Source organism: Spiroplasma endosymbiont of Virgichneumon dumeticola, from assembly GCF_964264745.1.
Classification (GTDB): domain Bacteria; phylum Bacillota_I; class Bacilli_A; order Mycoplasmatales; family VBWQ01; genus Spiroplasma_E.
Genome location: NZ_OZ183478.1, coordinates 1,384,728 through 1,397,915, shown reverse-complemented (window position 1 = coordinate 1,397,915; position 13,188 = coordinate 1,384,728). Strand labels below are relative to the sequence as shown.

The following is a 13,188-nucleotide window of genomic DNA, read 5'->3' as shown; positions in this document are numbered from 1 at the left end:
TGTGGGGAGAAGTCCGTAAATTATTAATTAATAAAAATAATTTTTGTGGTGATTAATATGATAAATACAATGGAATATTTAAGTTGTGATAAATCAAAATGATATATTGATATACCAATGATTATTGCTCAAAAATCAACTAAATTATGATTAGGTAAAGGTTTTTTATTTAATTCAAGTAAAAAAGAAATATTAGATTATCTTAATGATATGAATTTAAAAGATAAATGATTAGAAAAATTTTATAAATTTGGTTTACAAAATTCACTAATGGGTAAAGTATTTATTATGATTATAATTAATGAAGATAATAGTAAATCACTTAAAATATTACCTAATAGTTTTTGGGGTAGAGTTGCTAAATATAATGAACAAGAACAAGCAGCAGAATTTTATTTTATTAATGAACAAGCAGATAGTGCTACTTTAACATGAGTAACAATACAAAATGGAAAAGTTAAATATGAAACATATAAAGATAATAATAAAGATATTATTTTAGGTTCTACAAGAACAAAATTAAAACCAAATATAACACCATTAAAAACTTATGAAATTAAAAATCCATTTAATTATATTCCTATTTTTGAAATAACTAATTTACCAATTATTAATTTATATGGTAATACAACTACTTTAAATGCTTATCCAGATTGTACAGCAGTATGAGATTTAATATATGATTTAAATCGTGTTATTAGACAAAAAAGATTAGAAAGAGAATTAAATGTTACTACTTTATTTGCTTCATTACCTAATGATGTAATTAAAGAAATGCAAGAAAATGGTAATATTGCAGAAAATCCTAAAAAAGATATATTTGTTAATGTTGGTAGTGCAGGGTATGATAAAAATGGTAATGGTGGTATGCAAATTATTCAAGGTGACCCTAAATTTAGTGAATATTGATTAGATTATAATGGTACTGCTAAAGCAATATTTAATGGTGCTGGATATGATTATGATGAACATGGTAATGATGTTTATACAAATAAAACACAAAGTATGTTTAATAATAAATTTGATATGGAAACAACAGAAATTAAAATAGCATTTTATAGTGCTTATTTTTATCGTATATTTGATTTATTACTTATTAGTGAAAATTTATGAAATGGTATTGGTGAAAGACCTTATTCATTTAAATTTATACCTATAGCAATAAATGACCAAATTATACAAGACCAAATTATTAATTCAAGATTAAATAATGGTACAATGACAGTAACTGAATCCATTGGTGAATATGATAATATTGACCAACTTATGGCTGAAAATAAATTAGAAAATATTATTATAGAAAATAAAAAATTAAATAAAGAATTAGGAGATAATGAAAATGAGCAATCATCAACGAATTCAATTAATGAAACACGCACATCTACATCTAAAGAGACAACAAGCAATAATTAAACGTTTAAGTCATTGAAAAATATTTCCATTTATAATTAATAATGGAGCAATACCTTTAACTGAAACTGGTTATAAACCTATAAATAGTAAAATTAGTGATTTTGGTCAATATGAATTAATACTTTCTGGTAATACTCCAGTTGTATGTATTTGAAAAAAAAGTACTAATATATATCAAAAAAATAAAGGTATAACAGACCCAGTAACACATAAAACAACAGGCCAAGATGAATTTTATACTAAACAATATAAAATTGGTGATTATTGAAATGCTTATTTAATTGATGATACAAGTGGTGTAGATTTTGGTGGTTTACCTAATAATAGTTTATTTAAAACAATTTCTACCACAAGACAATATACATTAGTTATGTTTGAAGAACAAATTACAGTAGATGATTATTTACAATTTTTTTGTGTATTTAATGATAAAAATGAAAATATTGGTGGTAATACAGGTAAAAATCAAGATAGACAATTATTATATATTTCAAATGTAACTAATTATTATAGCCCTTATAATGGTGAATTTAGTATGCAAGTATTAACTTTTAGTTCAGTTAATGATAGAGCAGTAGCAAGTGGTCAAAATACGCTTGATTATGTACAATATGCAAGTCCAGGTAGTGGTTATGCTTTCCCTACTATTCAAGAAGGAGAAGTAACGTTAAATCGTACTTTAATGCGTGATATTGGAGTTAGATATAGTCATAGACAAAGTTATGGATTAGAATTATTATCTAGTTGTTATTATTATGGTAGACCAATTATTCAAGGTCAAGCACCAATACAACAAGAAAATAAAGAAATATTTTAACAAAAAGTATTTGCTTCAAGAAGATTATTTATTGCTGGTAATAATGAAAAATCTACAACAGGTACGAAAACTAATGGTGGTTTACTTGCTGGTATAAATGATAAAATAACTACTAATAGTCATCCAGAAACTACATTTTATAATTTAATGGATGCAAAACCTACTGGATTTACTAATTTTAAAAATTTTACAGAATGATTAAAAACTTCATTAAATTTTCAAGATAATTTATTTGTTACAAAAGATTTTAAAGGTATGTTAGCATTTGATAAAACAAAAGCAACTAATAGTAATGGTACAGCAATTGGAGAAGCTAAATTCTTTTGAGATAGTGAATGAAATATTAATAATTTAACTGGTAGCTATAATGTAGATATGTCTAGTAATTTTAAATATAAAGACCCAGATACTAATTTAATTATTGGTTCACCAACTGTAGATTATTCTAAAATAAGTCAAAAATATATGAGTGCTATATTAAATTTTAATTCAGTAGTATTTAGTAGTTTAATTCAAATGCCTTATGATTCAAATCAATGATTACCATTTGCATTAAGTGATATTCCTTTAATTGGTAAATTATTAAATGCTTTAACATTAGGTATTTGAAGTAGTTGATTTATTACTCAAAATGTTCAACAATATAAAAAAATGTTATATTTTAATGGTTTTATGTCTGCATTTTTTACAAGTAATTTAGAAAATATTATCGGTAATGGTGGTTTAATTCCATTAAATGTATTTACAAATGAAAATGATTTTGCTATTGGTAAATTATTAGGTGCAAATGTTAGTACAACTGCTATGACTATGAAATTAAGTGATAGAGTTAGTGTTTATCCATGAGACCCTACAACAGGACATAAATTAGAAACTAAAGAACAAATAAGTACAGTTGATTTATCACAAAAGAAAAATAATAAAGTTTATATTTTAGCAGAAGATACTGAGTTTTTAGATATAGCAAGTCCATTTACAAATGAAGATACTAATTGTCAATGAAATCCAACTGCTAATGGTGTATCTGACGGTTCTAATTATGCTTATATTATTGATACAATTGTAACTCAATCATTACATCAAGGTGAAGAAAGACATACATTTTATAGTGATAATCCATTTACTTATCAAGGTGATTATAATGAACTTTCAGTTGCACAATTTAGATATAAAAATAAAGGTGCTTTAACTAATAATGCTTTTAATTGAACTACTTTATATAAATTAAATCATAATGAATATGTAGAAACAGAAGAAACTACTTTTAGTTATCCAGCAGAAATATTACCACCAAGTCCACAAAACATAGCAAAACAAATTATTATAATTCCAAATAATACAACCGTTGATATTACATTATAACATTGAGATACATTAATGCATAATAATAAAGAAATGTATAATGATAATACAAATTGAATAAATAATATTCTACCATTAATCAAACCATTAGAAATTGATATTAATTTTAAAGATTATTTAGACCCAACATTATTAATTAATACTTTTAATGATTTAAAAAGATATTATAAAAGTGTAGACATATATTTAAGTTATGAATATGAAACAGAAGAATGACCAGTAGTACATTATAACCCTATCACAACAGATGAAAAATTTATTCCTACTAATCAATTATCATTACAATTTAGTAAAGAATTTAGTATTTTAAATACATATAATACTAATAAAAATTTAAAATTATTCGAAGATTATAATATACAATATTATCAAATATCATCTAGAATTAATCAATATGTTGGTGTTTCAAAAATAGGTACATTACCTAATGATATTATTAATTTATATGAAATTTCAAAAAATACTTTTTCTTCGAATGTTTCTTATAGTTATGATAAAAATATAAATATTATTTCAAATAATTCTGCTTATCTAGGTTTTTGTGATTTATCTGATAAAGAATTTAAGTGAAAAATACAATTATTTCCAATAATAAATCAAGTTCAAGGTGCAGATTTTCAAGTTCCATCTGATATATCTACATGAGCAGAAAAAAATAGACAAATTATTAATTATAAATTAACTATTTCAAAAATTGTCTTTAATTCGCGATAATATTATATATTTATTATTATTTTGTTATAATTGCTATATGTTTAATGAATTATAAAAGGAATGACAACTATGAAATATAATAATATTAATGCTGATTTAGTCGGTTGAATTATAGTATCTATATATATATATATATATAGATACTATAATTATTTTAACTTTTATTTTTGGCATAATAAAATGTAAAAATAATAATCATTTTGGTGTATTAATTTTAACTATGGGTTTAAATATTATTGGTACTATAATTGGTTGTGTTTTATTATATAAAAATCAACATCCAGAATTTAGATTTTGAAAAGGCTTTTGAAATAAAATTAAAAATTTATTTCTACGGCTATCTTTTCTATATAAATTATATCATATTTTCTATACTAAATATAGATAATTTAGTTATTAAGTGCCATTTCTCTAAGTAATTCTAAATTTGTATTTTCTTTTTCTTCCATAACTCAATAATGATATTTTTTATCAATTATGTCTTTTAATATTTTTATTGAATTATTATCATTTTTATTATTATCTAAAATATTAATTAAATCTTCTAGAAGAATAGCAATAAGTATTTTATTTTCCATTATTTACTCCTTATTATCATAATATTCTTTTATTTCTTTTACTTTATTATTAAAATCTAATTGATGTTTTTTACACATTTTAAAAAATTGAATAGAAGTATTTTCTAAATCTGTAGATTGTAATTTAATTAATACTTTTTTATTACAATCTTTAACAATACATTTTAATAATACTTTTTCTTGTTTTGGTTTTTGCATTAATTATTCTCCTTATTTTCTCTTCTTTTATTTCTTTCAATTTTTAATTTATGTTTATGTAATTTTTTATAACCCATTTTCTTTCATTTAATTTTCATTTTTTACTCCTTTTATAAATTTTTTCTTATTAAATTATTAAATAAACTGTAATTTTACTTTTATGAAAATTTTGATGTAACATTGCTCTTCATAAACTAAGATAAACATTATCACAAGAACAAATAAATAAATATTTTTTCATTATTTATTCTCCTATTAATAAAAATCTTTATTATTTCAACATTTATTACATAAATACATTTCAAATTTAGTATCTTTATCTTTTAATTTTCTATTATTTAATTTAATACTTGCTTTTTTATTACAGTAATAACAAATCATTATTTATTTTCCTTATTCAAATAATATCAACCAATTAATAAACTTTCTGCTTGGTCATGGTCTTTAATTTCTATATTTCAATTATTTTTCTTAATTAAACTAGTTGCAAACATAATACTAAAATCTTTATCTCATTTTTTAATTTTAGAATAACTTGTATATATTGGTAATAGTAATTCTTGTTTTTCTTTATATCATTTTCTTCATTCACTACTACTAATTAACATATCTTTTGTTAATAATTTATTAAATTGTCCAGCAATAAATCCACGTAAATGATCTAAGGTTTCTTTACCTTTACCCATTTTTGGATTAAATATACCACGTTCAATAATTAAAGTTAATTTACTAAGTATATTATCAATATCACTTTGTTGTAAAAAAGTATTTTTTTAACAGTTAACATTGAAAAAATAAAATCATTAATTAAATCATTAAAATTATTTGTAATAATAGAATTAACTTCACTTTTCTTATTAAAACTATAACTTTCTATTAATATTGGTGTATGGTGATGACATATTTCTTTACCACATCCACCATGACATCATTTAACATCTCATAAAGTAAATCCAGTATTTTTCATACTTGGGTCTACTGATAATAAGTATTTATTCATAATTATTTCTCCTTACTTTAAACTTAATCTTTTTACTATTTTCATTAATTGTTTATCTTTTTTTGCTAATTTAATTCCATGTTCAACTAATTTTTCATTATATTTAAATTTTCGGACTTCTCCCCACATGTACTTGTGGAGGAAACAATGAAATTGAATGAGTTCAATAATACTTTTCAAACTGAAAAACAATGTCTTGCATATATAGCAAGTTTGAAACAAAGCAAATGTATTAGGTGTTCTAGTTTTAATTTGAATACTTCTAATTTAAGAAAAATTAGATGTTTGAAATGTCATCAAACATTCAGTATTCTCACGGGCACTATATTTTCAAAGTCACAAACACCTTTAATATCTTGGTTTTATCTCATCTTTAGATGAATAAACACCAAACATGGAATTCCATCAACTGATGTTGCAAAAGAATTGGGAGTGACCTTGAAAACAGCTTGAAGAATGGGTCATAAAATCCGAAGTGCCATTGCTAAACAAGAACCTCAATTCATTGTTGAGGGCATAGTGCAAATGGATGAAATGTATCTTTCACATATGGGTTTTAAAAAACAAGGAAGATCCTTGTTGAATAAAACCTTGATTGTTGGTATTTATGAAAAAACAACCAACAATCTGATTGTGAAAGTATTGAAAAACGCAAACAGTAAAAATCTTTGGCAGTTTGCAATAAACCACATTTCTTCAAAGTGTGATGTACATACTGATTCTTGAAAAGGATATCGCGATTTGAAATCGGTTTTCACTAAGCATGAAACAGTTAACCATCAAGATGGCTATGTTTCAAAAACTGGTGTAAATACCAACCAAATTGAGTCAGTATGAAAACATATACGAAGAACATTTAAAACACATATCAAAGTTGCAAAACATCATATTCATTTATATGCAAAAGAAGCTGCATATAAATTCAATAACATACCTAGTTTTGAAACTGTAATGCTATGTTTAATTTAAAAATGTGGGGAGAAGTCCGTAGATAGGCTTTTCTCCACATTTATGTGATAAAATTTAAAAATAGTACATAAAGGGAGAAAAGCCTAAATTTTTTTCTTTTATTCATTTTTAAATACCAAATTATCTAAATTATCTATATTATTTTGTATTTGTTCATAATTAATATTTATTTCTTCTTTTGTTTCTTCAATTTCTTTTAATTTAATTTCTTTATTATCATTATTTGGATTATCAACATACATTATATTTTCATTATCTAATACTATTGCTTGATCAATTTGCATTGCTCTATCAACAATATTTTGATTTTCTAATTTAATACTAGGGTCTTTATTAATATCTCTAATAATAGCTTTAATAACTGTTTTAAGTGCCATAGCATTAAAACTAGTAGTTCATGGACTATTACCATTTGCTTTACTATATTTTTTTCTATGTTCTTCACATTCTTGTTTAGTCATACCTTTAATAAATATAATTGGTTTATTAAAAGAATTTTTAATAAAAATCATACCATAATAACCAATTATTATTTTATTTTCAAATATTTTACTAGGTTCTAATTCTCAACGTTGAGTTTCTTTATTAAAAATATGTTTATCAGTAATAATTTCTCGTTGAAAATCAATAACACAATTTGAACGTTGTAATAAAGTTAAAAAACCATCTTCTTGAATTTGTACTTGTAATTCATTTCCATAAGGAATTAAAGCAATTTCTTTTTTAATTGGATTATTTGAAAGGTCTAATTCAAATATAGTTGCTAAAGTATTAATCACTGATTGTGGATTTAAAGTAGATAATTTTTTATCATTTAATTTTGTTAATTCATAATAGTTAGTAAATTGTTGTATTTTTGATTTATTTATATTTTTAGGTAAAGTTAAATTTGCCATATTTATCTTCCTTTCAAAGGGCAATTGCCATTTCTCATTCATGTAATAATTCATCTGTTATTTCTACTAATATTTTTTCTACTTTATCTTTTTGAATTCAATAAATATAATGTATATTTGATAAATTAAAACCATTATTTTTTAATATTCAATAATAAGCAGTTAATTGTAATATTGATTTTTCTTTATTTTCTTTATACATATTTGATAATGTTTTAAAATCAATTATTGTATATAAATTATTTTCTTCATAAATTAAATCAGGTGTTCCAGCAACAATATCATAATTAAATACTTGTTCACATATATATTTAGTATTTACTTTAAATTCTTGTAAATTATTTAATAAATTTTCACAATATTGTAAATAATTTTCATTAAATAAATATTTAATATTATTTATTAATTTATCTTTAATATTATTAATATTAATATTTTTAAAATATAATTCTGCTACTTTATGAACAGTTTCTCCTCTTAATCTAGCATTTTCTAATCTATCAAAAGGTACATTTTCATAAGGATTTTTATTACTATATAAATAATATTGAATAATTTTAGATACTGATATTTTTTCTTGTTCATTTAAAAAATATTGATGTGTATCTTTTTTAAAAATTAAATTATTATTTTGATTGTTTAATTGCATTTTTAATTAAATTCCTTACAAAATTAGTAATTGACATATTATTATTTTCTAAGCAAAGTTTTTTTAATTCATAATGTTCTTCTTTAGTTAATCTAACAAAAATTTGTTTATTAATTAAATCTTCTATTTTTTTCTTATGTGCTGGCATTAAAATCACCATCCTCTATATCTTTTAATAAATCTTTAATATTAATATATTCTTTCACTGTAAGTTGTAATTCTAAATAATTTCTTAATTTATCCATTATTATTCACTCCTTTAATATCTAATTCCATTACTAATATTTCATAATTTGTAATAAATGCTTTTGTAGTAACTATTCTTTCATAAGTATCATTTAATATAGGATGTTTATAATTTTTATGAAAATTAATAGCATTTTCAATTTTAGTAAATACTTTATATTTTATTTCATCAGTATAATTAACTTTATATTTTAATAAATAAGCATATTGCATTATCTTTTCTCCTTTCTTAATTATTTTAAAAATAACAATCAATCTTTAACTAATTGTGGCATTTCATTAATTATTTTTTTATAATCATTAATTGCTTCTTCTAATATGTTAATTTCAGTAAATTTAAAACAATTCTCAATATGTAAATCAAAATCTCTATCAATTTTGATATCATGTTTTCTATATTTTTCATTAAATTCATTTCTAGTCATTTTATTTCTCCTTAAAAATTTTCTAATTGTAATTCATTAATATAATAGTTATATAAACTATCAGAATTATCACTTGTTAAATGTATATCTTCTTCAATCATTTCATTAATATCTTTATTACAATAATAAGAATTATCTATTTCACTAATTCAAATATATTTTTCATTATGAATATTACATTTCATTTTTAAATTCCAATTTATCTTTTATTATTTGATTTTTTCTAATTATTTCTTGTTCTAATGAATAAATGTATTCTGCCATTTTATTTATTGTTAAATTCATTAATGTTAATTCTTTTATAATATTGTCAAATGCAACGCTTCCTATTTTTTCTTTTATTTCTTTTACCATTTTATTAATTTCTTTTTGAGTTTCATTTTGCATTATTACATCACTAATATATTTACTTTTTTCAAAATTTTCATAAGTCATTATATTTTTTCTCCTTTTTGTAAAATATCTTTTAATATTTCTAATTCAATCATTCTAATTTCATTTACCTTAATAAAATTTTGTAATTTTTCAATTTCTTTTTTATATTCTTTAATATTTTCTTTATGTTGATAAATTCTGTCATTAATATATTCTAATGGTGTATTTTTAATCATCATTATCACCCATTAATTTATAAAAACATTTATTACATGTTCTATTAGCAACTGAAGATTGTTTATGACAAATATCACAACTATGAGTAATAATATTATTTAAATAAGTTTTTTTATATTCAAGGTTTTCTTTTCATAAATACATATAGATATTCATTCCTTTCTAATATTTTAAATAAAATATTTTTTCATTATGAGTTAATATATCTTTCATTGGTGTTACTATATAATTTATGAATAAATTATTATGATTATATGGATTATTTATTTTAAAACTTTTTCTATCTTGTTCTCATGTAATGTTATATTTAAAACATTCTTCTTCTTTATCATTTTTAAAAATATAATAACCATTATATTGTTCATAAAATTCACAAGATATTAATTCATTTTCATTAGCAGTAACATTTGGTATATTTTTTACATATTTTAAAATTTCACTACCTTTAATACTAGAAATATCATTTGTAATAGATTTTTTACCTAATTTATAATTTCAATCTTCAAATATTTTTATTAATATTTTTTTATTTTTATTATCAATAGTAGTATATTGTGTAGAAAATCATGTTTCATATTCACCAATTTCTAATAATATACCTTTCTCTGTTTCTCTAACTTTACTTTTTAATTATAAATTAATAGTTGTCATATATATTTCCTTTCTATTACGTATAAGCCTTATCACTTACAGTGATAATAGGCTTATATACTAAATACTTATATCTTCTACTACTACGTAAGGCTTATGCTACTGTAAGTAGCAAAGCCAAGGGTAGGGGGTCGTAGGGGGAAGGGAACCAAAATTTCTTAAATTTTTAAAGAGCATAACAAAAATTACTATTAGTTATATCTGCACTATAGCCTTTAATAATTTTTTATTTAGTTATGTAATAATTAATTACTTTCATAAAGTACAGATTTATCAAAATAATTAATTATAATTGTTTAACAATTAAAAATGATAGTATTATCTCTCATTTAAGTTCTTATTAAATTATAACTATTAACTTGATACGCCCACCTGATTCGTTTAATATTTTGTTCTCAATTAATAAAAATATCTATTTTTTTAATTATATTTATTCATTTTTTATTTAAATGAACATTAAAATCCTGAAATTATATAATCTGTTGTCAGTTTTCTTTTATAACATCACTAACTTGCAAATTAGAAAAATTTTGGTCAAATATAATTTTACTTTTTTCACTATTTTCCTTTAAAATTTTTAAAAATTTTACATTTTTATTTAAATTAAAAATACTAATTAATTCTGCAATTAATTTTTGTTCATAAATGTTTTTATTATGTTCTTTTAATACTTCACTGTCAAATTCTAAAAGATTATTTTCATAACATACAGACAATTCATTATATATATCTTTAATAATACTGAGGAAAGATAATAACTTATCAGTTTTGATTAAATTTATTAAAAATATTTCAATATTTTGATTAAAATTAATGTTTTTAATGTTTATAAATTTTTTCATATATATCAATTTTATCTTTGATTGCTTAATTAAATCCATAGTTTTTTTTCTAATATTTTCAAATAATTTGTTATCATCGGTATATTGTTTTTCTAAAAGTAATAATTGTGATTCACTATTAGTTAATGGCATAATTTTTAATTTCCTTTCAAAATAAAAACCCATTATTTTAAAATAAAAGTAATGGGTTAAAAACTATCTTTACTTATTCACTTGAATTATATATACGTCTGTTGATTTTGCATAATATATGCAAAAAGTTCTAAAAAAGCGTTAAAATAACTAGGTAAGTGAAAGTTTAAATCGTTAATTTAGTGCGATTCGAAAGTTGTGATTTTGTAATGGTTCAATTCCATTTTTTAAAGGCATATTAGATAATGTATGTTTCACATTATATATTCAGGACCTTTTAAGGAAATTTAAAATAAAAACACTATTTTTACAAAATTAAAAGTATTTATTCAATCTTTTACGAATTTTTGTTTAAAATGCTTAAATTTATTGTATAATATATAACGGTTTAATCTAATTAAATACTAATATGGCGATCGTGGCGTAGCGGTCTAGCGCATCAGTTTGTGGAACTGACATTCGCGGGTTCGAATCCCGTCGATCGCCCCATTTATAAAAAGATATTTTGCTCCTTATGGAGTTTTTTATTTTTAAAAGGATCCTGAGTAGAAACTAGTCTAAATCAATTGTTAATTGTAAAGTAATTAATGTTATAATTACTATGTTTTATAACTTGCAGAAAGTTGAGGTGATTTATTTCATGCACTTTAAAGAAGGGCAAATCCTTTCAATTCATGCATATAAGCATAATGGTGATTTATATCGTAGTTGAGATAAATCAATTGTATTAGAAAATACTGAAGATTATTTAGTATTAGTAAATGAACATGTAACAATTACTGAAATTAATGGTCGTAAATGAACGACTGTTGATCCAGCAATTTGGTTATTCTTTCCTAATCAATGGTATAATATAATTTGTATGATTCGCAATGATGGCATTCATTATTATTGCAATATTGCCAGTCCTTTTATTCTAGACTGCCAAACTATTAAATATATTGACTATGATTTAGATATTAAGGTATTTCCTAACCGTACTTATAAATTATTAGATTTAAAGGAATTTAAAACTAATCGCAGAATATGAAAGTACCCTATTCCCTTACAAAATACGTTATGACAAAATATTAAGAAATTAAAAAAGGATGTTAGAAAACAACAATCATATTTATTTAATGATGAAGTCATTTTACAATATTGAGAAAAATATCAAAGGCAGGTTTATAAATAAAGGTTGAAAATGTAAATGTATTATTAATCTTTTGCATCAGTTAGTTAAATTAAATATTTTGTTCTCGGAGATGTATCAATAATTTTACCTGCAGAATTATCATTACCTAGTTCATTAATTTTTGCTTTTCTATTATCATCAAATTTTGATTTTTTTTCCAATAATTTTTTAATTTCTTTAAACTCTAGTTTGTTAGGGTTTTCTTTAATTAATTCATCAGTTAGTTCAATATATTTTTTTAAAACTTCAAACTTAATGATTGGTAAATAATAAAATGTTTAAAATAAGAGGGTTTGCTTGCTTTATAGCAATTGCTAAAGGATTTTCTTCAATGTTTTTATTTTCAAAATGAATTGTTACATTTAGTTCTAGTAAAAGAATTATCATTTCTGAATCATTATTTTCTAGTGCTAACAGTATAGGTGAACTAATTCCGTTTTTGTAAGGTGTGTCAATATTATTAAAATCAAGCAATAATTTGCTAATTTCAAAAGGCTTTTCTCCCTTTAT

The 13,188-nt window shown here is 21.8% G+C and carries 22 protein-coding genes and 1 tRNA gene; 7 read left to right on the top strand and 16 right to left on the bottom strand.

Annotated elements, in window-relative coordinates; translation table 4 throughout:
* The first annotated feature begins 57 nt into the window (after positions 1-57).
* The 4 genes from ACFEL4_RS09000 to ACFEL4_RS08985 all read left to right on the top strand — a co-directional run bounded on the left by ACFEL4_RS09000 (position 58) and on the right by ACFEL4_RS08985 (position 4,306).
* Positions 58-1,413 (top strand): hypothetical protein, encoded by a 1,356-nt coding sequence (locus ACFEL4_RS09000; RefSeq protein ID WP_375317461.1) that lies wholly within the window; start codon positions 58-60, stop codon positions 1,411-1,413.
* Positions 1,367-2,230 carry a hypothetical protein gene (locus ACFEL4_RS08995; RefSeq protein WP_375317460.1) on the top strand — a complete coding sequence of 288 codons (864 nt, stop codon included), beginning with the start codon at positions 1,367-1,369 and terminating at the stop codon, positions 2,228-2,230. The genes ACFEL4_RS09000 and ACFEL4_RS08995 overlap by 47 nt, the downstream gene beginning before the upstream one ends.
* A 147-nt stretch (positions 2,231-2,377) precedes the next feature.
* On the top strand, positions 2,378-3,592 hold the full coding sequence (locus ACFEL4_RS08990) for a hypothetical protein (protein ID WP_375317459.1): 1,215 nt from the start codon (positions 2,378-2,380) through the stop codon (positions 3,590-3,592).
* 15 nt (positions 3,593-3,607) lie between these two features.
* Positions 3,608-4,306, top strand: coding sequence for a hypothetical protein (locus ACFEL4_RS08985; protein ID WP_375317458.1), 699 nt, complete (start codon positions 3,608-3,610; stop codon positions 4,304-4,306).
* A gap of 389 nt (positions 4,307-4,695) precedes the next feature.
* On the opposite strand, the gene ACFEL4_RS08980 is transcribed toward ACFEL4_RS08985, so the two are convergent.
* The 5 genes from ACFEL4_RS08980 to ACFEL4_RS08960 form a co-directional block, all read right to left on the bottom strand.
* On the bottom strand, positions 4,696-4,884 hold the full coding sequence (locus tag ACFEL4_RS08980; protein WP_375317457.1) for a hypothetical protein: 189 nt from the start codon (positions 4,882-4,884) through the stop codon (positions 4,696-4,698).
* 3 nt (positions 4,885-4,887) lie between these two features.
* A complete protein-coding gene (locus ACFEL4_RS08975) occupies positions 4,888-5,082 on the bottom strand; it encodes a hypothetical protein (protein WP_375317218.1) in 195 nt (64 codons plus the stop codon).
* Between the two features lie 255 nt (positions 5,083-5,337).
* Positions 5,338-5,463: a hypothetical protein gene (locus ACFEL4_RS08970; RefSeq protein WP_375317456.1), complete on the bottom strand. Its 126-nt coding sequence runs from the start codon at positions 5,461-5,463 to the stop codon at positions 5,338-5,340.
* Positions 5,463-5,768, bottom strand: a complete 306-nt coding sequence (locus ACFEL4_RS08965) for a hypothetical protein (RefSeq protein ID WP_375317455.1) — start codon at positions 5,766-5,768, stop codon at positions 5,463-5,465. The genes ACFEL4_RS08970 and ACFEL4_RS08965 overlap by 1 nt, the downstream gene beginning before the upstream one ends.
* A 35-nt stretch (positions 5,769-5,803) precedes the next feature.
* Positions 5,804-6,082, bottom strand: a complete 279-nt coding sequence (locus ACFEL4_RS08960; RefSeq protein WP_375317454.1) for a hypothetical protein — start codon at positions 6,080-6,082, stop codon at positions 5,804-5,806.
* A 147-nt stretch (positions 6,083-6,229) separates the two neighbouring features.
* On the opposite strand from ACFEL4_RS08960, the gene ACFEL4_RS08955 reads away from it, so the two are divergent.
* Positions 6,230-7,051, top strand: coding sequence for an IS1595 family transposase (locus ACFEL4_RS08955; protein WP_375317453.1), 822 nt, complete (start codon positions 6,230-6,232; stop codon positions 7,049-7,051).
* A 98-nt stretch (positions 7,052-7,149) separates the two neighbouring features.
* Here the strand turns inward: ACFEL4_RS08955 and ACFEL4_RS08950 are convergent, their stop codons facing one another.
* The 10 genes from ACFEL4_RS08950 to ACFEL4_RS08905 all read right to left on the bottom strand — a co-directional run bounded on the left by ACFEL4_RS08950 (position 7,150) and on the right by ACFEL4_RS08905 (position 11,504).
* Positions 7,150-7,947, bottom strand: coding sequence for a recombinase RecT (locus ACFEL4_RS08950; protein ID WP_375317452.1), 798 nt, complete (start codon positions 7,945-7,947; stop codon positions 7,150-7,152).
* Positions 7,925-8,596: a PD-(D/E)XK nuclease family protein gene (locus ACFEL4_RS08945; protein WP_375317451.1), complete on the bottom strand. Its 672-nt coding sequence runs from the start codon at positions 8,594-8,596 to the stop codon at positions 7,925-7,927. The genes ACFEL4_RS08950 and ACFEL4_RS08945 overlap by 23 nt, the downstream gene beginning before the upstream one ends.
* On the bottom strand, positions 8,574-8,744 hold the full coding sequence (locus tag ACFEL4_RS08940) for a hypothetical protein (protein ID WP_375316903.1): 171 nt from the start codon (positions 8,742-8,744) through the stop codon (positions 8,574-8,576). Before ACFEL4_RS08940 ends, ACFEL4_RS08945 begins: the two co-directional genes overlap by 23 nt.
* Before the next feature lie 89 nt (positions 8,745-8,833).
* Positions 8,834-9,055, bottom strand: a complete 222-nt coding sequence (locus ACFEL4_RS08935) for a hypothetical protein (protein ID WP_375316904.1) — start codon at positions 9,053-9,055, stop codon at positions 8,834-8,836.
* Positions 9,056-9,075: 20 nt separating this feature from the next.
* On the bottom strand, positions 9,076-9,267 hold the full coding sequence (locus tag ACFEL4_RS08930) for a hypothetical protein (RefSeq protein WP_375316822.1): 192 nt from the start codon (positions 9,265-9,267) through the stop codon (positions 9,076-9,078).
* Positions 9,268-9,278: 11 nt separating this feature from the next.
* Positions 9,279-9,452, bottom strand: a complete 174-nt coding sequence (locus ACFEL4_RS08925) for a hypothetical protein (RefSeq protein WP_375316906.1) — start codon at positions 9,450-9,452, stop codon at positions 9,279-9,281.
* Positions 9,442-9,702 (bottom strand): hypothetical protein, encoded by a 261-nt coding sequence (locus ACFEL4_RS08920; protein ID WP_375317450.1) that lies wholly within the window; start codon positions 9,700-9,702, stop codon positions 9,442-9,444. Before ACFEL4_RS08920 ends, ACFEL4_RS08925 begins: the two co-directional genes overlap by 11 nt.
* Entirely contained in the window at positions 9,702-9,878 is a 177-nt protein-coding gene (locus ACFEL4_RS08915; protein WP_375317449.1) for a hypothetical protein, read from the bottom strand. The genes ACFEL4_RS08920 and ACFEL4_RS08915 overlap by 1 nt, the downstream gene beginning before the upstream one ends.
* Entirely contained in the window at positions 9,871-10,035 is a 165-nt protein-coding gene (locus tag ACFEL4_RS08910; RefSeq protein WP_375317448.1) for a hypothetical protein, read from the bottom strand. Before ACFEL4_RS08910 ends, ACFEL4_RS08915 begins: the two co-directional genes overlap by 8 nt.
* 965 nt (positions 10,036-11,000) lie before the next feature.
* A complete protein-coding gene (locus ACFEL4_RS08905) occupies positions 11,001-11,504 on the bottom strand; it encodes a hypothetical protein (protein ID WP_375317447.1) in 504 nt (167 codons plus the stop codon).
* Between the two features lie 412 nt (positions 11,505-11,916).
* On the opposite strand from ACFEL4_RS08905, the gene ACFEL4_RS08900 reads away from it, so the two are divergent.
* A tRNA-His gene (locus ACFEL4_RS08900) sits at positions 11,917-11,993 on the top strand.
* 112 nt (positions 11,994-12,105) lie between these two features.
* A complete protein-coding gene (locus tag ACFEL4_RS08895) occupies positions 12,106-12,678 on the top strand; it encodes a DUF402 domain-containing protein (RefSeq protein WP_375317446.1) in 573 nt (190 codons plus the stop codon).
* 252 nt (positions 12,679-12,930) lie between these two features.
* Here the strand turns inward: ACFEL4_RS08895 and ACFEL4_RS08890 are convergent, their stop codons facing one another.
* Complete coding sequence (locus tag ACFEL4_RS08890) at positions 12,931-13,152, bottom strand: hypothetical protein (RefSeq protein WP_375317445.1); 222 nt, start codon at positions 13,150-13,152, stop codon at positions 12,931-12,933.
* Positions 13,153-13,188: the final 36 nt, after the last annotated feature.